Here is a 19119-nt window from a genome sequence, read left to right as displayed (position 1 = left end):
CGCACCGAGCCCCTCCCCGCGCGCCGAGTCCCTGCCGGATTCGCGTTCTGCGGGGAGGGGCTCGGCGCGAGAGAGCGGTGCTACCAGCCCTCGGTGAGCACGCGGTCGAGCGCCGCGAGCACCGCATCCGCGCTCTCGGCGGTGAGGCAGAGCGGCGGCTTCACCTTGAGCACGTTCGAGCGCTCGGAGGTGGTGAGCACGATCACGCCGAGCTCCTTGAGCCGCTCGCAGATGGCCGCCGCTTCGGCGGTCGCGGGCTCCAGGCTCCGCCGGTCGCGCACCAGTTCGACGCCCAGATAGAGTCCCTCGCCGTGGATCGGCCCGATGATCTCGTGGCGCTCGGCGAGCGCGCGGAAGCCCTCGGCGAGACGCGATCCGACGTGGCGCGCGTTCTGCTGCAGGCCCTCCCGCTCCATCGCGTCGAGCACCGCGATGCCGACGCGGCAGCTCAGCGGGTTGCCGCCGGCGGAGGAGAAGAACTGCCCCTGCGTGGCGAGCGCGTCGGCGATCCGCTTCGAGGTGATGACGCCGCCGATCGGGAACCCGTTGCCCATCGGCTTCGCGATCGTGATGATGTCGGGCGTCACCCCCGACTGCTCGAACCCCCAGAAGCTCGAGCCCATGCGCCCGAACCCGACCTGCACCTCGTCGGCGATGCAGAGCCCGCCCGCGGCGCGCACCCGAGCGTAGACGTCGGCGAGGTAGCCGCCGGGGAGCAGCACGCCGCCGGCGTTGCCGAGCACCGACTCGCAGATGAACGCGGCCGCGTCGCGCCCCTCCGCGGCGAGGCGCTGCAGGTCGTCGCCGAGATCCGCCGCGTACCGCGCCCCCGTCCCCTCGCCGCGGTAGGTGCCGCGGAAGCGGTTGGGAACATCGGCGACCTCGACCCAGTCGGGTCGGTTCTGCAGGGCGTACGGATTGTCGTACGCGCTCGTCGTCACCGCGTCCGACGCCATGGTCCAGCCGTGATAGGCCTCGCGCAATGCGACGACCGTCTTGCGCCCGGTCGCGGCCTGGGCGAGCCGCAGGGCGAGATCGACGGCTTCGGATCCGCTGTTCACGAGCAGCACGGTGTCGAGCTCCGACCCGTCGGGCAGCAGCGCGAGCAGGCGCTCGCTGTACTCCGCCAACTCCCGGTAGAGGAAGCGGGAGTTCGTGTTGAGGAGGCGGATCTGCCGGTTCACCGCATCGGCGACGCCCGGGTGGCCGTGGCCGAGCCCGGTGACGTTGTTCACCATGTCGATGTAGGCCCGGCCCGTGGTGTCGATCAGGTGGTGGCGCCAGCCGCGCTCGATCTGCATTGGCCGCTCGTAGTACCGCTCCTGCGCGCTCGCGAAGATTTCGGAGCGCCGGGCGAGCTCGTCGCCCGACTCGTCGCGCTGTGCGAGGTGCGGCAGCCCGAGCATCGCCGCCGGGTCCCCGGTGAACCGGCGCCAGGCCGGCACCCGGTCGGGGCTGACGAGCGGCGCCAGGCCGACCTCCGGTTCGTCGACGGCGAGGATCGGCGGCTCGGCGCCTTCGACGGCGTCCGCGCGGATCAGCGTCGCCGAGATCGCGCGGGGGTCGGCCGAGGCGCCGATGCGCGCGATCACGGCCCCTGCGGAGACCGAGTCGCCCTCGTCGACCTCCGCGGCGGCGCCGTCGATCGCGAGGTGCCAGCCGCCCTCGAGCTCGAGCAGCACGCCCCGGCTCGTCGCCGAGGCGACGGTGCCCGGGACGGGGCTCGCGACCGGCTGAGCCCCACCTGCGGCGAGGTGGATCTCGGTCGCGATCGGCCACGTCGCTCCCGCCTCCTGCGCGTCGATCAGGGTGCGCGTCAGCCGGAAGACGCCGTACGGGAGCACCGCGGCCGCGCGCCCCGCCTCGAGGGCGTCCCGCACGAGACGCTCCTCCGCGTCGGGCTCGAGCCACGCGCCCGACGCGAGCGCATCGGATTCGACGCCGGGGTCGAGCACGGCCGTCTCACCCGCGAGTTCGGGGAGCAGCGCGCGCAGCGGTTCGGCGCTGCCCGCGGCCCCTTCCTGCGGAACGGCGAGCAGGCGCAGGCCGGCCTCGTGGGCGACGCCCGCGAAGCCGAGGCGGGCGAGCACGTGCTCGGTCGCCTCGGCGAGGGGCAGCGCCGTGGCCGCGTCGAGCATCGCCTGCTCCCCCGCGACGCGGTCTCGCGCGTACGCGTTTCCGCCGTCGATCTCGAGCTGCCGGTATCCGCTCGCCACCAGCAGCGCCGCGCGCAGCACGACGAGGGGCCAGACGGCCCGCGCCTCCGACGCCGAGAGGGGCGCCGCGCGGTGGAACGCGGCGATCGCGTCGAGCACCCGGAGCGGGTGGTCGGGGTCGTGCTGCAGCAGCGAGCTCGCGGTGACCGCGAGCTCCGCGACGCGCCACCCGTAGGAGAGGTCGCCCAGGTCGAGCACGGTCTGCGGGTGCACGCGGGCGTCGACGCCGCGCACCCCCATCACGTTGTCGTCGGTCAGGTCGCCGTGGATGGCCTGCACGGGCAGCGCCTCGGCGAGCGGCGCCAGCGCCGCGTGCGCCATCCGGGCCGCGCGCAGCACGCGCTCGCGCAGATCCTCGTCGTCGATCGAGTCGGCGAGCCGCTCGGTCTCGTCGCAGGCGACCCGCATGTCCCACATGTGGGCCCGATCGAGGCCCGGGTGGGAGAGGTCGGCGAGCGCGTTCGCCGACGCGGCCGACAGCGCGCCGAAGCTCTCGAGCACGGCCGGCGCGAAGTAGCCGAGGTCGACCATCGGCTCGCCCGGCGCGAACTCGCTGCGGCGCACGGCGAACCCCCGCCAGCGCTGGGTCAGTCGGCCGTCCAGTCCCGGCAGCACCGCCGCCGCGGGCACACCGGCGGCGCGGTACGCGTCGAGCGCGGCGTGCTGCGCTTCGCGCACGTCGTCGGCGAACACGGGGTTGTCGATCCGCAGCACGCTGCGCGAACCGTCGGCGGCGGTGAGTGCGAAGTTGCGGTCCTGGTTGCTCCCGAGTTCGGCTGCGGTCACCTCCACCCCGTAGCAGTCGCGTGCAATCGTTCGGGCGTCGGCCTCGGTCACATCCGGGCGCACCAATCCACCCGGTGAAGCGTCACTCATCGTGCGATCTCCATCTCTGATGTCGAAGTGATGTCACTCGTGTGTTGGGTGCCGCGTCGCCCCCGCACCGATCGATGGGGCGGGGGCGGGGCACTCGGGCTCGGGCCATGGGGCCGCACAAGCCGACGTCTGGGGCGCGGGGGTCAGTCGATGAGCCTCCGGATCGCCGGAGCGAGCGCGGTGAACGCGCGGGTGCGGTGCGACAGGGCGTCCTTCTCGGCCGAAGCGAGCTCCGCGGCCGATCGGGTCTCCCCCTCGGGCTGGAAGATCGGGTCGTAGCCGAAGCCGTGCTCGCCGGCGGGCTGTCGCAGCACGCGGCCCGGCCAGACCCCGAGCTCGCAGACATCGCGGTCGCGCGACTCCCCCGGCAGGGCGAGCGCTGCGGCGCACACGAATCCCGCGTCGCGGTGGTCGTCCCCCACGTCGGTGAGCTGCCAGAGCAGCAGCTCGAGGTTCGCGCGATCGTCACGGGCCGGGCCGCCCCAGCGCGCCGAGAAGATGCCGGGGCAGCCCCCCAGCACGTCGACGGCGATGCCCGAGTCGTCCGCGATGGCGGGCAGCCCGGTGTGCGCCGCAGCGGCGCGGGCCTTGATGAACGCGTTCTCCTCGAAGCTCAGCCCGTTCTCCACGGGCTCCGGCCCGTCGTATCCGATCAGCTCGATCCCGGGGATCAGCGGGCCGAGGATGCGGCGCAGCTCCTCCAGCTTGTGCGCGTTGTGCGACGCGAGCACCACCGTCGTCATGATCAGCGCCCCTCCGCGAGCGCGTCGCGCTGCAGCTCGGCGAGCTCGGTCGTGCTCACGAGCGCGAGATCGAGCAGCGCGTCGAGCTCGGAGCGCTTGAACGGCGCGCCCTCGGCGGTGCCCTGCACCTCGACGAAGTCGCCCGATCCGGTCACGACGACATTCATGTCGGTCTCGGCGCGCGAGTCCTCGACGTACGCGAGGTCGGTGAGCGGCACGCCGTCGACGATGCCGACGGAGATCGCTGCGACGCTGTCGGTGAGCGGCTGCGCCCGCTTCGCGATGAATCCGCGCTCGCGCGCCCACTCGATCGCGTCGACGAGCGCGACGTACGCGCCCGTGATCGACGCGGTGCGGGTGCCCCCGTCGGCCTGCAGTACATCGCAATCGATGACGATCGTGTTCTCGCCGAGCGCCTTCGTGTCGATGACCGCGCGGAGGCTGCGGCCGATCAGTCGCGAGATCTCGTGCGTGCGCCCGCCGACCCGGCCCTTGATCGACTCGCGCTGCATGCGCTCGTTCGTGGAGCGGGGCAGCATCGAGTACTCGGCGGTCACCCATCCGGTGCCCTTGCCCGTCAGCCAGCGCGGCACTCCCGGGGTGAAGGAGGCGGTGCAGAGCACCTTCGTGCCGCCGAACGAGATGAGCGCGCTGCCCTCGGCCTGCGCGCTCCATCCGCGCTCGATCGCAACCGGACGGGTCTGCTGCGGGGTGCGCCCGTCGGCGCGGAGGGTGTCGGTCATTCAGGTCTCCTGACGTTGCGGGATTCGGGAAGTCGGGCTGCGCGTCGGTCCCGCGTCAGCGCGGGAGGCGGATCGCGCCGGTCTCGAGATGATCGACGCTGTCGATGCCGATCCCGAGCATGCGGCGCGCCAGTTCGACGAAGCCCGCCGTGTCGGGTCCGGTGGCCTCGTAACGGAGTTCGGGGTCGGGCGAGCCCGCCGGGCGCAGCAGCTGCAGTTCGGTGAGCTCCTGGAACACGACGTTCGCCGTCTCGATATCGCTCGACACGAGCGCGACGTCGGGGCCGACCACCTGCCGGATCGCCCCGCGCAGGAACGGGTAGTGCGTGCAGCCGAGCACGAGCGTGTCGATGCCCTCGGCGACGAGCGGGGCGAGGTATTCGCGGGCGACCTCGTGCACGGCGGGGCCGCTCGTCTCGCCGGCCTCGACGAGTTCGACGAAGCGGGGGCACGCGGCGGAGCTCAGCTCGATCTCGGGCCGCATCGCGAAGAGGTCGTCGTACGCCCGCGACTGAATCGTGCCCCGCGTGCCGATCAGTCCCACTCTGCCGGTGCGGGTGATGGCGGCGGCGCTGCGCACCGTGGGGCCGATGACCTCCACCACCGGCACGTCGTAGCGCTCGCGCGCGTCGCGCAGCACTGCGGCCGACGCGGTGTTGCAGGCGATCACCAGCATCTTCACGCCCTGCTCCACGAGCCCGTCGAGAATTTCGAGCGCGAATCGGCGCACCTCCGCGATGGGGCGGGGGCCGTAGGGCGCGCGCGCCGTGTCGCCCACGTAGATCATCGCCTCGCCGGGAAGCTGGTCCCGGATCGCGCGCGCCACGGTCAGACCGCCGACTCCGGAATCGAACACCCCGATCGGGGCGAACGCGTCGGGCTGCTGCGAACTCACCGCTCCAGACTACCGGAGCCGACCGCCGAGAGCTTGATCCACGTGTGCCGGTGCAGTTCGGTGAGACCGTGCGCCGCGATCCCCGCGAAGTGCGCCTTCGCCCCGTACCCCTTGTTCGACGCCCACGCGTACTCGGGATGCGCATCGTCGGCCTCCCGCATGAGCGCGTCGCGCGCGACCTTCGCACGCACCGATGCGGCGGCCACGCTCGCGCAGGCGCGATCCGCCCCCACGCGGGTGCGGACGTCGAGCGGGCCGCGGAGCACCGAAGAGAGCCAGTCGTGCGCGCCGTCGAGCAGGATCACCGAGCGCTCGACCGGCACCCCCGCGGCCCGCAGCTCGAGCAGCGCACGGCGCGCCGCCTGGCCGAGCATCGTCGTGATGCCGTGCGCGTCGATCTCCTCGGCGCTCGCGAACCCCACCGCACCCGATCCCCAGGCGTGCACGAGCGGAGCGATCCCGTCGCGCCGCTTCTCGCTCAGCAGCTTCGAGTCGCGCAGCCCCTCCGGGAAGGCGACGGTGCCCGCGACGACGGCGTGCACTCCGACCGCGACCGGGCCAGCGATCGCACCGCGTCCCACCTCGTCGACGCCGATGACGATCTCGGCGCCCGCCGCGAAGTACTCCTGCTCGACGACGAGCGTCGGATCCTTCGCGACCGCGACCGCCGCGACCGCCATCGCTCAGTTCTCCTTCGCGGCGTCGACGCCGGTGAACGTCCCCTCGGGCGTGCCGAGCCAGGTGAAGCGGTTCAGCGGCCAGTTCAGCACGAACGCGCGACCCACCACCTCGTCCTCGGGCACGAAGCCCTTGCCGGGCTGATCCTGGTTGTACCGGGAATCCTTGCTCTGGTAGCGGTTGTCGCCCATCACCCAGAGCGAGTTCTCGGGCACCGTCACATCGAAGTCGATGGCCGAGGCCCGGGTCTCGCCCGGGGGGATCACGACGTACGGCTCGTCGATCGGCACGCCGTTCACCATGACGCGTCCCTGCGCGTCGCAGCACTCGACGCGGTCGCCGCCGACGCCGATGACGCGCTTGACGACGTACTCGTTGCTCGTATCGGCGGCGAGTCCGACCGCCTGGAGCACGCGCTCGAAGCCGCGCGGGGGCTCCGTGCTGCGCGGGTAGAGCCATCCGCCCGGATCCTTGAAGACGACGATGTCGCCGCGCTGCACGTCGACGAGGTCGGGCACGAGCTGGTTCACCAGGATGCGGTCGTCGATCTGCAGCGTGTTCTGCATCGACTCGGAGGGGATGAAGAAGCTGCGCACCAGGAAGGTCTTCAGGAGGAAGGAGACGAGGAAGGCCACGACGAGGATGACGAGCAGGTCTCGCAGGAACCCGAGCACCCCGCCTCGACGCGTCCGCTGCGGAGAGGTCGATGCCTCGGCTTCACTCATATGGGTTCCCCTGTCGGTGGGAGCGGTACTGCGATGGAGCTGACGCTCCTGGTCCCACCCGCCCCGGTGAGACACTTCAGGCTCCCACCCTATTCCAGGGGGGAGCCTGAGAGCGCGTCGGGCGCGCGACGAGCGGCCCGCGAAACGCGACTAGCGGTCGCGCTTCTCCTTGATCTTCGCCTTCTTGCCGGTGAGGCCGCGCAGGTAGTAGAGCTTCGCGCGACGCACGTCACCGCGGCTGACGACCTCGATCTTCTCGATCGCGGGCGAGTGCACGGGGAACTTGCGCTCCACGCCCACCTGGAAGCTGATCTTGCGCACGGTGAAGGTCTCGCGAACGCCCTCGCCGTGGCGGGAGATCACGACGCCCTGGAACACCTGCACGCGCGAGCGGTTGCCCTCGACGATGTTCACGTGCACCTTGACGGTGTCGCCGGCGCGGAATTCGGGGATGTCGCTCTTGAGCGACGCGGCGTCGACCAGGTCGAGCTTCTGCATGATTGTCTACTCTCTGCGCCCGCCGCAAGTCGGGAACGCGGATATCGAAAAGTACTGAGGTGTTCGGCTCACGGTCCGTGCGGACCCTCGCGGCAGTACCGCACCGTGGCACAAGGATCAATTATGTCACACTTCCGCCCCGCGGCGAACGCGCGGCGCTACCCGTTCTCGCGATCCTCCGCGAGTGCGCCGATCACCCGGTGCCGCGCGACGACGAATGAGCCGTTGCGGCCGACCTCGAGGAGTTCGAGATCGAGTCGGCGCGGGAGGAGCGGCCGGCCTGCGCCGAGCACCACCGGCGCGATCGAGACCACCGTCTCGTCGAGCGCGCCGATGTCGGCGAACTGCCCGGCGAGGTCGCCGCCGCCGACGATCCAGAGATCCTTCGCGCCCGCTGCGCCGCGCAACTCCGCCAGCATGTCGACGACGGCTCCGCTGCGGAAGCGCACGTCGGCGGGCTCCCCCGAAGCGGCGCTCGCGGGCAGCGGCAGCTCCCGGTGCGTGAGCACGAACGCGGGCAGCGTGTAGGGCCAGACCCCCTGCTCGTGCGCGAGCACCCATGCGTACGTGGTCGATCCCATCACGAGCGCGCCGACGCCCCCGATGAACTCCGCGTAGTCGCCGGCACCGCCCTCCTCCTGGGGCTGGCGCAGCAGCCAGTCGAGCGAGTCGTCGGGGTCGGCGATGCACCCGTCGAGGGTCGTCGCGGTGTAGAAGACGGTGCGGGTCATGCTGAGCTCCTTCGATCGTCGCCGGTACCCGCCCAGCCTGCCGCACGAACCTGCGCGAGCACGAGGGTTGGCGCCGAGCGCGACGGAAGATGCGGGTGAGAATCCCTCAGTCTCGGCGGGAACCCTCTGATTCGGCGCGACGCGTCAGGTCTGGCAGCCCGGGCACCAGTACAGCTTGCGGGCGCCGAACTCCTCGAGCACGATGTTCGTGCCGCAGCGCTTGCAGGGCGTGCCCTCGAGCTTGTAGACCGAGTGCCGCTCATCGCGGTCGACGAGCGCGCGCTGGTACTCCTCGCCGCTCAAGCCGTCGATCGTCATCATCTGCCCGACGGTGATGCCGATCTCGAGCAGGTGCGCCCAGTCGTCCCAGAGCGCCTCCAGCACGGAGCGATCGATGGTGTTCGCCGGCGTGTGCGGGTTCAGCTCGGCGCGGAAGAGCATCTCGGCGCGGTACACGTTGCCGATCCCGGCGATCACCGACTGGTCCATCAGCACGAGTCCGATGGGCGTCCGCTTGCGGAGGGCGCGCTCCACGAAGCGGTCGCGCTCCGCCGGGGTGTTGACGTTCGCGGGATCGGGCCCGAGTCGCTGGATCACGGCGTCGACCTCGCCGGGCGTCAGCACCTCGCACGCGCTCGGACCGCGCAGATCGGCGCAGACGAGCTCGTTCAGCAGGCGCACCCGCACCTGCCCGACCGGCTCCGGCGGGAACGCCGCAGGGGCGGCCGTCTCGCGATCCGACTCCGCCATGCGCACCCGGGTGCGGCGGGGAGCGCCGATCGACGCCACCGAGTCCTCGCCGTCGCGGTCGAGCGGCCGAGCGCTCTCGGGCCGGGAGTACTCCCCCGTCTGCCCGAGCTTCGTGCGCCCCGGAGCCTGCCCGTGGATCTGGATCGACGGGTCGACGCGCACGTCGCCCGCGAAGTCCCACGCGCCGTAGATGCCGAGATGCACGCGGAGCCAGCGCTCCCCCGCGAACTCGAGGAACATCTGCTTGCCGACGGCGCGCGCATCGAGCATCTCGCGGCCGCTGAGCTGCGCCGCCCCCTGCGCGAAACGCCCCTGGGGGCTCGTCACCTCGGGAGCGGTGCCGACGAAGTTCACCGCGAACTGACGCGCGATGCGGTGGACGCTGTGCCCCTCGGGCATCAGAGGCTGTCGACGTGCTTGCCGTCGATCGCCCCCGTGCGCTCGTACTCGCCGAGTTGCGCGATGCGGCGCACGTGGCGCTCCTCTCCCGTGAAGGGGGTGTCGATGAAGATCTCGATGAACCGGATCGCATCCGCGACGTCGTGCTGCCGCGCTCCGATCGAGATCACATTGGCGTTGTTGTGCTCGCGCGCCAGCGTCGCCGTCGCGTCGTTCCACACGAGCGCGGCGCGGATTCCGGCGACCTTGTTCGCGGCCATCTGCTCGCCGTTGCCCGATCCGCCGAAGACGACGCCGAGCGCCTCGACGCCGTCGCGCTCGTCGCGCGCGACGCCGATCGCCGCGTTGATGCAGAACGACGGGTAGTCGTCGAGTGCGTCGTATTCGGCGGGGCCGTGGTCGATGACCTGATGGCCCTGGGCGCGCAGGTGATCCTGCAGCTGCTGACTGAATTCGAGTCCGGCGTGGTCTGTGGCGACGTGGATGCGCATGGGCCCGATTCTACCGGTGCGGCGGGGTCAGAACTGCGGACCGGCGGTTCGGCCGCGCTTCAGCTCGTAAAAGCCGGGCACGCTCGCCGCCGCGACGATGCCGTCCCAGAGCTGCAGCGCCTGCTCACCCTGCGGCGCCGGGGTGACGACGGGGCCGAAGAACGCGACGCCGTCCACCGAGATCACCGGCACGCCCACGTCGGGGCCGGCGATGTCGAGCGCATGCGCGGTGTTCGCGCGCAGCTCCGCGTCGTACTGCTCATCGTCGGCGGCTGCGGCGAGCGCGGCGTCGAGCCCCGCCGCCTCCAGCCCGTCGGCGAGGATCGCGTCGAAATCGGTGCGGCCGCCGGGGTGGATCGCGGTGCCGAGTTCGGTGTACAGGCGCCCCACGACGTTCGCGTCGTGCGTGCGCCCGGCGGCCACCGCGGCCCGGCCGAGACGGTGCCCCTGGCGCATGCCCTCGGCGTGCTCGCCCGGGTCGTTGCCCTCGTTGATGATCTGCAGGCTGACGGGGTGCCAGACGATGTCGAAGCCGCGCTGCGCCGCCACATCGGAGATCCACCGGCTGGTCATCCAGCACCACGGGCAGATCGGGTCGAACCAGAACTCGACGGAGGGCTGTGCGGAATCGCTGCGCTCGATGCTCATGCGGTCAGCCTACTCTTCAGAGGCCCGGCACCGGGAAGAGCGCTTCGATGCGCGCGCGCTGCGCCTCGTCGGGGCGCCACCGCTCCCCCGCGAGCGCGTTCTGGCGCGCCTGCTCGGGCGTCGACGCGCCGGCGATCACGCTGGAGACCGGCTCGTGGGCGAGCAGCCAGCCGAAGGTCGCCTCGAGCATCGTGACGCCCCAGTCGGCGCAGTGCTCGCGGTAGGCGTCGAGCGCATCCCAGTCGGCGTTCTGCGCCACGTGGGGGCGCTGGCGCATGATGCGGGTGTCCTCGGGGAAGCGGTCGCGGGCGAACTTGCCGGTCAGCAGACCGTTCGCGAGGGGGAAGAAGGGGAGGAAGCCGAGGCCGAGGTCGCGCGCCGCCGGCACCTCCGCCCGGTCCGCCTCCCGCTGCACGAGGCTGAGCTCGTTCTGCGCCGAGACGAACGCCGTCGTGCCGAGTTCCGCCGCGACCCGGGCGGCCTCCCGCATCTGCTCGGCCGAGAAGTTCGAGTGCCCGATGCACCGCACCTTCCCCTCGCGCACGAGCTCGTCGAGCGCGACGAGCGTGTCGGCGATCGGGGTCTCGGGATCGGGCACGTGCATCTGGTAGAGGTCGATGCGGTCGGTGCGCAGGCGCGCGAGCGAGCCCTCGACGGAGGCGCGGATGAACTCGCGCGATCCGCGACGCCCCGAGTACGGCGCATCGGCGTCGGGGTGGCCGAACTTGGTCGCGAGCACGATGGCATCGCGACGCGCACCGAGCGCGCGCCCCATCATCTCCTCGCTGCGCCCGAAGGCGTACCCGTAGAGGTCCGCCGTGTCGAAGAGGGTGATGCCCGCGTCGATCGCCGCGCCGATGACGGCGTCGGTTCCGCGCTGGTCCTCCGTGAACGCGCCGGGGCGCCCGAAGTTGTTGCAGCCGAGGCCGACTGCGGAGACATGGAGGTCGGAGGTGCCGAGGGTGCGATCCATGCGCTCCACTGTAGAGGGGCGCGAGGGGCGCCCGGCAGCCCCGCACCGCCGCTTCACACGGCGCACTCAGCGGATTCATCACCGGCGTCGGCGGGCGGGCCTAGGCTGGACCCCATACGTTGTCCACCGTCGTCAGGAGCATCAGTGCCAGGAACGAATCTCACCCGCGCAGAGGCCCAGGAGCGCGCGGCCGTCGTCTCGACGGAGCGCTACGAGGTGGCGCTCGACCTCACCACCGGAGCCGAGCAGTTCTCGGCGGTCACCACCGTGCACTTCAGCGGCACCCCGGGAGCCGACACCTTCATCGATCTCATCGCCGACTCGGTCGAGAGCGTCGAGCTCAACGGGGAGGCACTCGATCCCGCCGAGGTCTTCGCCGATTCGCGCGTGCGCCTGCCGCGCCTCGCCGAGCGGAACGTGCTGCGGATCGCGTCGACGCAGCGGTACACGAACACCGGAGAGGGCCTGCACCGCTTCGTCGACCCCGCCGACGGCGAGGTGTACCTCTACTCCCAGTTCGAGGTGCCCGACTCCCGCCGCATGTTCCCGGTGTTCGAGCAGCCCGACCTCAAGGCGACGTTCGCCTTCACCATCACGGCGCCCGCGCGCTGGCAGGTCGTGAGCAACCAGCCCACGCCCGAGCCGGTCGACGCCGGAGCGCGGGCGGGCGCGCAGGGCGGCGACTGGCCCGAGCAGGCGATCGCCACCTGGTCGTTCGAGCCGACGCCCGTCATGTCGAGCTACATCACCGCCCTCATCGCCGGCCCGTACCACGTCGTGCGCTCCGAGCTCACGAGCCGCGACGGCCGCACGATTCCGCTCGGCGTCTTCTGCCGCGAGTCGCTCGCGCCGCATCTCGACGCCGACTACATCTTCGAGAAGACCCGCGAGGGGTTCGGCTTCTTCGAGGAGCAGTTCGACTACGCCTACCCCTTCGACAAGTACGACCAGCTCTTCGTGCCCGAGTACAACATGGGTGCGATGGAGAACGTCGGGGCGGTGACCTTCACCGAGGCGTACGTCTTCCGCAGCCAGGTCACCGACGCCATGCGCGAGCGCCGCGTCGTCACGATCCTCCACGAGCTCGCGCACATGTGGTTCGGCGATCTCGTCACCATGCGGTGGTGGAACGACCTGTGGCTCAATGAGTCGTTCGCCGAGTACATGTCGACGCTCGGCGTCGCCGAGGCCACCGAGTGGACGGAGTGCTGGACCACGTTCGCCGCCTCCGAGAAGTCGTGGGCGTACCGGCAGGATCAGCTGCCCTCGACGCATCCGATCGTCGCCCCCATCCGCGACCTCGAGGACGTGCTCGTCAACTTCGACGGCATCACCTACGCGAAGGGCGCGTCGGTGCTGAAGCAGCTGGTCGCGTGGGTCGGCCGCGAGCCGTTCATGCAGGGCGTGCACGACTACTTCGTCAAGCACCACCACTCCAACACCGAGCTGCCCGATCTGCTCGCCGAACTCGAGGCGCGGAGCGGCCGCGATCTCTCGGAATGGTCGCGTCTGTGGCTGGAGACGGCCGGCGTCAACACGCTGCGCCCGGCCTTCGAGCTCGACGCCGAGGGGCGCTACTCGAGCTTCGCGGTCGAGCAGTCGGCCGCCCCCGATCACCCGACGATCCGCCCCCACCGCATCGCGATCGGCCTCTACGCGCTCGAGGGCGATGCCCTGCGGCGCACGCAGCGCATCGAGCTCGACGTCGACGGCGCGCGCACCGAGGTGCCCGAGCTCGTCGGCGTGGCGCAGCCCGACCTGCTGCTGCTCAACGACGACGACCTCACCTACGCGAAGATCCGCCTGGACGAGCGCTCGCTCGACACCGCGGCGCGGCATCTCGGCGCCGCGGAGGATTCGCTGACGCGTGCACTCCTCTGGGGGACGCTGTGGGACGCGACCCGCGACGGCGAGTTCCCGGCCAGCCGGTTCATCGACATCGTGCTCGACCACGTGCGCCACGAGACCGGCTCGACCACGCTGCGCACGCTGCTCGGGCAGCTGTCGCTGGCGTCGGCGAGCTACGTCGCGCGCGATCGCCGCGCCGCGACGCTCGAGCGGGTCGCCGACGCGCTGTGGACGCTCGCCGAGCATGCGGAGGCCGGGTCGGATCGTCAGTTCCAGTTCGTGAAGTCGTTCGCGCACCTCGCCGCGACCGACGCGCAGCTCGACACGGTGCAGTCGCTCCTCGACGGCGCCCGAGAGCTCCCGGGCCTCGCGATCGACACCGACCTCGGCTGGGAGCTGCTGTTCGCGCTCGCCGCCGGGGGCCGCGCGACGCCCGCCCAGATCGACGAGCGCCTCGCCGGGGATCGCACCGCGAACGGCAACCAGGCTGCGGCGCACGCGCGCGCGGCACTGCCCGGCCCCGACGACAAGGCTCGCGCCTGGGCCTCGGTGTTCGACGCCGACGACCAGCCGAACGCGATCGTGCGCGCCACTGCAGCCGGCTTCACCCGCGTGCACGACCTCGCGCTGCTCGAGCCCTACGTGGAGCGCTTCTTCGACGCCCTGCTGCCGGTGTGGGAGTCGCGCAGCTACGCGATCGCGGAGGAGCTCGTCGAGGGCTTCTACCCGGCCGAGCTCGCGAGCGAGCCCCTCGCCGCGGCGACGCGCGCCTGGCTCGACGGACACACCGACGCGCCGGCGGCGCTCCGCCGCATGGTCTCCGAGCACCTCGCCGGCGTCGAACGGGCGCTGCGCGTGCAGGCGGCAGACCGGGAGGTGTGAATGGACGGCGTCGATGACGTGGAGCAGGTGGTCGGGAACGCCTTCCAGAGCTTCCTGACCACCTACCAGGTGCCGCTCGCGATCGCGGTCATCGTGATCGCGGCGCTTCTGCTGAACTGGATCCTGCGCAAGCTGCTCATGCGCACGGTGACGCACGTGGTGCGCGGGGTGAAGAAGGCGCAGGACGTCGACACGACCTCCGAGATGCGCGCGGCGCCCTACGTCAGCGCGCGAGCGGTGCAGCGCACGCGCACCCTCGGCACCGTGGGTCGCGCGGTGATCACGTGGACCATCGTCGTCATCGCGCTGATCCTGATCCTCGGCCAGCTGGGCGTCAATCTCGGCGCGCTGCTCACGTCTGCGGGAATCGTGGCGGCGGGCCTCGCCTTCGGCGCGCAGAACGTCGTCAAAGACCTACTGAACGGCATCTTCATGGTGTTCGAGGATCAGCTCGGCGTCGGCGATATCGTGACGATCGGCGCGATCACGGGCACGGTCGAAGACGTCGGCATCCGCGTGACGCAGGTGCGCGCGATCGACGGCACCCTCTGGTTCATCCGCAACGGCGAGGTGCTGACGCTCGGCAACGCGTCGCAGGGGTGGGGACAGGCCGTCATCGACTTCACCGTGGATGCGCGGCAGGACATGTCGCGGGTCTCCGACGTCGCGCTCGACGCGGCGCGCACCCTGCTGCGGTCGGAGAAGTACGCCCGCAAGGTCACCGGCTCCCCCGAGCTCCTCGGACTCGAGAGCATCTTCGGCGACCGCGCCACACTGCGGCTCCTCGTCAAGACGCGGCCCGAGGCGCAGTGGGAGGTGCAGCGCGGCGTGCGCGCCGAGTTGCGGCGCAAGTTCGCCGAGCACGACATCACCCTCGCCGATGAACTGCCGAAACAGCCCGGAGGGCCCGCATGAACGATTCACCGCAGCCCGGGCCGCAGCCCGGCCCGCAGCCGGGCCCGCGCCTCACGCTCCGCACGGGCGAGAGCGGCGAGGCCGTGACCGAGACGCTCTGGTCGCAGGTGGGCGGCACCCCCACCTTCGAGCGCATCGCCGCCGAGTTCTACCGCGGCGTGCGCGCAGACCCCGTGCTCGCTCCGATGTACCCCGACGACGACTGGGAGGGCGCCACCTGGCGCCTCCGCGCCTTCCTCGAGCAGTACTGGGGCGGGCCCACGACGTACTCGGAGCAGCGCGGGCATCCGCGCCTGCGCATGCGCCATCAGCCCTTCGCCGTGACCCCCGACGCCCGCGACCGGTGGCTGCGCCACATGCACGCCGCACTCGACGCCGTGGCGCTCCCGCCGATGCACGACGCCGCCTTCCGCGACTACGTGGAGCGCGCCGCGCTCGCGATGGTCAACCGCTTCGAGTAGCTCGCGCGCTCAGTACACTGACACCATGAGTCTGCACCTCACCGACGACGCAGCGGCCGACGAGCTGCTGACGAACAACCCGCTCGCTCTGCTCATCGGCATGCTGCTCGACCAGCAGATCGCCATGGAGGTCGCGTTCATCGGACCGCTCAAGATTCAGCAGCGGTTCGGCGACATCGACGCCGCGGCGATCGCGGCAGCCGATCCCGATCGCCTCGTCGCCGTCTTCACCGAGACCCCGGCCGTGCACCGCTTCCCGGGCTCCATGGCCACCCGGGTGCAGGCCCTGTGCCAGACCATTGTCGACGAGTGGGACGGCGATGCCGCCGCGATCTGGACGGCGGACTCCCCCGACGGAAAGACGGTGCTCAAGCGGCTGAAAGCCCTCCCCGGCTTCGGCGACCAGAAGGCCCGCATCTTCCTCGCCCTGCTCGGCAAGCAGCTCCGCTTCGACGGCGCGGGCTGGCAGGAGGCAGCGGGAGCCTACGGCGAGCCCGGCTCGTATCGCAGCGTGGCCGACATCACCTCCCCGGAGACGCTCCAGCGGGTGCGCGAGACGAAGCGAGCCGCGAAGGCGGCCGCGAAGGCGGAGCGGGCGCGATGAGCCGCGCCCTCCTGACCGGGACGCGCCCTCGACCCGTCGAGCGGGGACGCTGATGACGGGTCCCCTCAACGGAGCCGCCGCGTTCACCCGATCGGCTGAGCGCGTCGTCGCCTACCTCAACGAGCACACTCCCCTCACCGACTGGTCGGTCTCGCGGGTGACGAACGGCGAGCAGATCCACGTGCACGTGCACCACGACCAGGTGATCTCGGTCGGCGACCGCATCGACTGGAACGAGTCGTTCTGCAGCCGGATGTCGGCGGGAGCGGCGCACGTCGTGCCCGACTCGCGCCGCGATCCGCAGTACTCCGACCTCCGTGCCGCCGAGCGGGTCGGGTCGTACGCCGGGTACACCATCCGCGATGACGACGGAGCACTGTTCGGCGTGCTCTGCGGCGTGCGCGAGACCCCGCTCGCCGACGGCGAGACCATCGATGAGGAGCTCATCCGCCTGCTGAGCGACCTGCTCTCCTCGCAGCTCGAACTCTCCCGAGGCATCGACCGCGAGCGCCGCAGCATCGCCATCGCGGACGCCCTCGCGCACACCGACGCCCTCACCGGCCTGCTCAACCGACGCGGCTGGGATCGCGTGCTCGCCGACGCCCAGGAGCGCGTGGACGCGTTCGGCGATCCCGTCGCCGTTGCGATCATCGATCTGAACGGCCTCAAGTGCGTCAATGACACCCAGGGTCATCTCGCGGGCGACCGCCTGCTCACGAGTGCCGCACGGGCGCTGTCGGCGGCTGCGACGCACGCCCACCGCGTCGCCCGAATCGGCGGCGACGAGTTCGCGATCCTCGCCAACGGCGTGACCACCCGAGGTGCGGACGACCATTTCGCCCAATTCTCAGCGGAGCTGGAGCGCGCCGGCGTCTCGGCCGCGATGGGCGTGGCGGCCGCCGTTCCCGGGCTCGCGACGCTCGCCGAGGCCGTCGCGCAGGCGGACCGAGCGATGTACGCGCGCAAAGTGGAGTCGCACCAGTAGACGCGACTGCGACTGCCGCGAACTCGGTGTACGCTCGTAGAGTTGCCTCCGTAGCTCAGTGGATAGAGCAACGGCCTTCTAATCCGTCGGTCGCAGGTTCGAATCCTGCCGGAGGCACTGAGAGTTCCGCGATCGCTGCGGTGTCGTCGAAGGGATCCGAACGCGTGCCCACCTCCCCACCGGCGAGAGTGAAACTGCCCTTCGAGGTGTGGGCGCTCGTGGCCGGCGGATTCACCGTCGCACTCGGGTACGGCGTCGTGGCGCCCGCGATCCCCCAGTTCGCGCTCGAGTTCGACGTCTCCAACTTCGCCGCGTCGGCGATCGTCAGCGCGTTCGCCCTCATGCGCCTCGTCTCCGCGCCACTCGCGGGCTGGGTCGTCGGCCGGCTCGGCGAGCGACGCACGTACATCATCGGCATCCTCATCGTCGCCGTCTCGACGGGCGCAGCTGCGCTGGCCGCCGACTACACCCAGTTCGTGGTGCTGCGCGGCGTGGGCGGCATCGGGTCCGCGATGTTCACGGTCGCCGCGACCGCGCTCCTCATCAAGGTCAGCCCGCCCGCGGCCCGCGGACGCGTCGCCAGCGTGAACGCCGCCGGATTCCTGCTCGGCGGGCTCCTCGGACCGGTGCTCGGCGGCGCCGTCGCGATCTTCGGCCTCCGCGCACCCTTCGTGTTCTACTTCTGCACGCTCGTCGCAGCGGCCACCGTCGTCGCCTTCGCGCTCCGGCGATCGGCGCTCGCGGGGCGCACCCCGCCCGGAGCGTCCGATGACGGCAGCGGGATGACGCTCCGCGAGGCCCTGCGCGTCCCCCAGTACCGCACCCTGCTGCTCTCGGTCTTCGCCTTCGGGTGGTCGTCGTTCGGCGTCCGGGTCTCCGTGATTCCGCTGCTCGTCGCAGCGACGTTCCACGGCGACGCGACGATGGCCGCGTGGGTGCTCGCAGCCTACGCGGCGGGCAACGCGATCCTCATCTTCCCGTCGGGGCGGTGGAACGACACGATCGGCCGCAAGCCGCTGCTCATCACCGGCTCGATCATCCTCACCGCGGCCTACGCCGCGTTCCCGTTCTCCCCCGTGCTCTGGGTCGCGCTCGCCGTCATGTTCGCCGCGGGCGCCGGGTCGGCGCTCGTGAACCCCGGGCAGCAGGCGGTGCTCGCCGACGTCCTCGCCCAGCGCCGCGGCGGATCGGTGGTCGCCGCGTACTCGATGACCAGCGATCTGGGGGGTGTGCTCGGGCCGCTCATCGCCGGGGCGATCGTCGACCTCGCCGGGTTCGGATGGGCGTTCGGCGCGACCGCCGCCCTCATCGGCGTCGCCGCGCTCGCCTGGGCGTTCACCCCGGCGTCGCGGCCGCCCGAGACGACGGCGCCGCCGCGGCCGTCAGGCCTCTAGGTCGTCGACGCCCGGCATCCAGCTGAGGCCGGGCCGCCCCCACCCGTTCTTGCGCTGCGCCTTCTGCGCGCCCCGGTGCTCGGGGTGCACGAGCCGGTCGACGTAGAGCAGCCCGCTGAGGTGGTCGTACTCGTGCTGCAGAATGCGCGCGAACCAGCCGCTCGCCATGATCTCGAACGGCTTCCCGTCGATGTCCTGCGCGCGCAGCAGGGCGCGCGGCGAGCGGCGGAGCGCGAAGCGCTCGCCCGGGAATGAGAGGCATCCCTCCACCTCGTCCTCGCCGGGGATGCCGGGCTCGGGGGGCGAGATCCACAGCTCCGGGTTGATGGCGACGCCGCGCGGCGCCGCCTCCTCCTGCTCGTCGTAGATCCACACGAAGACGCGCTTGCCGACGCCCACCTGCGGGGCGGCCAGCCCGACGCCGGGCGCCGCGACCGTGGTCTCGAACATGTCGTCGACGAGCGTGCGCAGCTCCGCGTCGAACTCGGTGACGGGGGCGGCGGGGCGATGCAGCACGGGTTCGCCGGAGATCACGATGGGAAGAACAGCCATGATCTCCAGTTTAGGGCGTGCATCGGCCCGGCTTCGGCCGGTGCGCCCGTCACGACCCGGGCGGTGCGAACCGCGCCCAGTAGACTGGACCGATTGCGGGCGCGCGCCCGCA

At 71.5% G+C, this 19119-nt stretch carries 19 protein-coding genes and 1 tRNA gene; 7 read left to right on the top strand and 13 right to left on the bottom strand.

Annotated features, from left to right (window positions below; all coding sequences use genetic code 11):
• Positions 1-80: 80 nt before the first annotated feature.
• The 12 genes from NS354_RS09265 to NS354_RS09210 all read right to left on the bottom strand — a co-directional run bounded on the left by NS354_RS09265 (position 81) and on the right by NS354_RS09210 (position 11366).
• Complete coding sequence (locus NS354_RS09265) at positions 81-3092, bottom strand: aminotransferase (protein WP_058594233.1); 3012 nt, start codon at positions 3090-3092, stop codon at positions 81-83.
• A 143-nt stretch (positions 3093-3235) separates the two neighbouring features.
• Positions 3236-3835 carry an RdgB/HAM1 family non-canonical purine NTP pyrophosphatase gene (gene rdgB, locus NS354_RS09260; RefSeq protein WP_058594232.1) on the bottom strand — a complete coding sequence of 200 codons (600 nt, stop codon included), beginning with the start codon at positions 3833-3835 and terminating at the stop codon, positions 3236-3238.
• A 2-nt stretch (positions 3836-3837) separates the two neighbouring features.
• The gene (gene rph, locus NS354_RS09255; protein ID WP_058594231.1) at positions 3838-4578 is read right to left on the bottom strand and encodes a ribonuclease PH; all 741 of its coding nucleotides are present in this window, start codon (positions 4576-4578) and stop codon (positions 3838-3840) included.
• 55 nt (positions 4579-4633) lie between these two features.
• Complete coding sequence (murI, locus tag NS354_RS09250) at positions 4634-5473, bottom strand: glutamate racemase (protein ID WP_058594230.1); 840 nt, start codon at positions 5471-5473, stop codon at positions 4634-4636.
• Entirely contained in the window at positions 5470-6153 is a 684-nt protein-coding gene (locus NS354_RS09245) for a ribonuclease HII (RefSeq protein WP_058594229.1), read from the bottom strand. The genes murI and NS354_RS09245 overlap by 4 nt, the downstream gene beginning before the upstream one ends.
• Before the next feature lie 3 nt (positions 6154-6156).
• Positions 6157-6876 (bottom strand): signal peptidase I, encoded by a 720-nt coding sequence (gene lepB, locus NS354_RS09240; RefSeq protein ID WP_058594228.1) that lies wholly within the window; start codon positions 6874-6876, stop codon positions 6157-6159.
• A gap of 150 nt (positions 6877-7026) precedes the next feature.
• Entirely contained in the window at positions 7027-7374 is a 348-nt protein-coding gene (rplS, locus tag NS354_RS09235; RefSeq protein WP_010156851.1) for a 50S ribosomal protein L19, read from the bottom strand.
• Positions 7375-7532: 158 nt separating this feature from the next.
• A complete protein-coding gene (locus NS354_RS09230) occupies positions 7533-8105 on the bottom strand; it encodes a dihydrofolate reductase family protein (protein WP_058594227.1) in 573 nt (190 codons plus the stop codon).
• 144 nt (positions 8106-8249) lie between these two features.
• Positions 8250-9254: an Fpg/Nei family DNA glycosylase gene (locus tag NS354_RS09225; protein WP_058594226.1), complete on the bottom strand. Its 1005-nt coding sequence runs from the start codon at positions 9252-9254 to the stop codon at positions 8250-8252.
• The gene (locus NS354_RS09220; protein WP_010156849.1) at positions 9254-9745 is read right to left on the bottom strand and encodes a ribose-5-phosphate isomerase; all 492 of its coding nucleotides are present in this window, start codon (positions 9743-9745) and stop codon (positions 9254-9256) included. The genes NS354_RS09225 and NS354_RS09220 overlap by 1 nt, the downstream gene beginning before the upstream one ends.
• Positions 9746-9772: 27 nt before the next feature.
• Entirely contained in the window at positions 9773-10393 is a 621-nt protein-coding gene (locus tag NS354_RS09215; RefSeq protein ID WP_058594225.1) for a DsbA family protein, read from the bottom strand.
• 16 nt (positions 10394-10409) lie between these two features.
• Entirely contained in the window at positions 10410-11366 is a 957-nt protein-coding gene (locus NS354_RS09210; RefSeq protein WP_058594224.1) for an aldo/keto reductase, read from the bottom strand.
• 144 nt (positions 11367-11510) lie between these two features.
• Between NS354_RS09210 and pepN the strand changes: the two genes are divergently transcribed.
• The 7 genes from pepN to NS354_RS09175 all read left to right on the top strand — a co-directional run bounded on the left by pepN (position 11511) and on the right by NS354_RS09175 (position 18455).
• Complete coding sequence (gene pepN / locus NS354_RS09205) at positions 11511-14096, top strand: aminopeptidase N (protein WP_058594223.1); 2586 nt, start codon at positions 11511-11513, stop codon at positions 14094-14096.
• Positions 14097-15011, top strand: coding sequence for a mechanosensitive ion channel family protein (locus tag NS354_RS09200; RefSeq protein WP_058594222.1), 915 nt, complete (start codon positions 14097-14099; stop codon positions 15009-15011).
• Positions 15008-15472 carry a globin gene (locus NS354_RS09195; RefSeq protein WP_275934822.1) on the top strand — a complete coding sequence of 155 codons (465 nt, stop codon included), beginning with the start codon at positions 15008-15010 and terminating at the stop codon, positions 15470-15472. The genes NS354_RS09200 and NS354_RS09195 overlap by 4 nt, the downstream gene beginning before the upstream one ends.
• 25 nt (positions 15473-15497) lie before the next feature.
• Positions 15498-16076 (top strand): HhH-GPD-type base excision DNA repair protein, encoded by a 579-nt coding sequence (locus NS354_RS09190; RefSeq protein ID WP_058594221.1) that lies wholly within the window; start codon positions 15498-15500, stop codon positions 16074-16076.
• 52 nt (positions 16077-16128) lie between these two features.
• Positions 16129-17061 carry a GGDEF domain-containing protein gene (locus tag NS354_RS09185; protein WP_058594220.1) on the top strand — a complete coding sequence of 311 codons (933 nt, stop codon included), beginning with the start codon at positions 16129-16131 and terminating at the stop codon, positions 17059-17061.
• 44 nt (positions 17062-17105) lie between these two features.
• Positions 17106-17178 (top strand) — tRNA-Arg (locus NS354_RS09180).
• 71 nt (positions 17179-17249) lie between these two features.
• Positions 17250-18455, top strand: a complete 1206-nt coding sequence (locus NS354_RS09175) for an MFS transporter (protein ID WP_193750749.1) — start codon at positions 17250-17252, stop codon at positions 18453-18455.
• On the opposite strand, the gene def is transcribed toward NS354_RS09175, so the two are convergent.
• Positions 18444-19007, bottom strand: coding sequence for a peptide deformylase (gene def / locus NS354_RS09170; protein WP_058594219.1), 564 nt, complete (start codon positions 19005-19007; stop codon positions 18444-18446). The two genes, NS354_RS09175 and def, sit on opposite strands and share 12 nt — an antisense overlap.
• Positions 19008-19119: the final 112 nt, after the last annotated feature.

This window comes from Leucobacter chromiiresistens (genome assembly GCF_001477055.1).
Taxonomy (GTDB): Bacteria; Actinomycetota; Actinomycetes; order Actinomycetales; family Microbacteriaceae; genus Leucobacter; species Leucobacter chromiiresistens_A.
The sequence above is the reverse complement of the archived record's forward strand: the minus strand, read 5'-3'. Positions and strand labels throughout refer to the sequence as shown.

Excerpts from the sequence above, each read along its gene's own strand:
- NS354_RS09265 (WP_058594233.1), bottom strand. The coding sequence starts at position 3,092 with ATGAGTGACGCTTCACCGGGTGGATTGGTGCGCCCGGATGTGACCGAG.
- rdgB (WP_058594232.1), bottom strand. The coding sequence starts at position 3,835 with ATGACGACGGTGGTGCTCGCGTCGCACAACGCGCACAAGCTGGAGGAG.
- rph (WP_058594231.1), bottom strand. The coding sequence starts at position 4,578 with ATGACCGACACCCTCCGCGCCGACGGGCGCACCCCGCAGCAGACCCGT.
- NS354_RS09245 (WP_058594229.1), bottom strand. The coding sequence starts at position 6,153 with ATGGCGGTCGCGGCGGTCGCGGTCGCGAAGGATCCGACGCTCGTCGTC.
- lepB (WP_058594228.1), bottom strand. The coding sequence starts at position 6,876 with ATGAGTGAAGCCGAGGCATCGACCTCTCCGCAGCGGACGCGTCGAGGC.
- rplS (WP_010156851.1), bottom strand. The coding sequence starts at position 7,374 with ATGCAGAAGCTCGACCTGGTCGACGCCGCGTCGCTCAAGAGCGACATC.
- NS354_RS09230 (WP_058594227.1), bottom strand. The coding sequence starts at position 8,105 with ATGACCCGCACCGTCTTCTACACCGCGACGACCCTCGACGGGTGCATC.
- NS354_RS09225 (WP_058594226.1), bottom strand. The coding sequence starts at position 9,254 with ATGCCCGAGGGGCACAGCGTCCACCGCATCGCGCGTCAGTTCGCGGTG.
- NS354_RS09220 (WP_010156849.1), bottom strand. The coding sequence starts at position 9,745 with ATGCGCATCCACGTCGCCACAGACCACGCCGGACTCGAATTCAGTCAG.
- NS354_RS09215 (WP_058594225.1), bottom strand. The coding sequence starts at position 10,393 with ATGAGCATCGAGCGCAGCGATTCCGCACAGCCCTCCGTCGAGTTCTGG.
- NS354_RS09210 (WP_058594224.1), bottom strand. The coding sequence starts at position 11,366 with ATGGATCGCACCCTCGGCACCTCCGACCTCCATGTCTCCGCAGTCGGC.
- NS354_RS09200 (WP_058594222.1), top strand. The coding sequence starts at position 14,097 with ATGGACGGCGTCGATGACGTGGAGCAGGTGGTCGGGAACGCCTTCCAG.
- NS354_RS09195 (WP_275934822.1), top strand. The coding sequence starts at position 15,008 with ATGAACGATTCACCGCAGCCCGGGCCGCAGCCCGGCCCGCAGCCGGGC.
- NS354_RS09190 (WP_058594221.1), top strand. The coding sequence starts at position 15,498 with ATGAGTCTGCACCTCACCGACGACGCAGCGGCCGACGAGCTGCTGACG.
- NS354_RS09185 (WP_058594220.1), top strand. The coding sequence starts at position 16,129 with ATGACGGGTCCCCTCAACGGAGCCGCCGCGTTCACCCGATCGGCTGAG.
- def (WP_058594219.1), bottom strand. The coding sequence starts at position 19,007 with ATGGCTGTTCTTCCCATCGTGATCTCCGGCGAACCCGTGCTGCATCGC.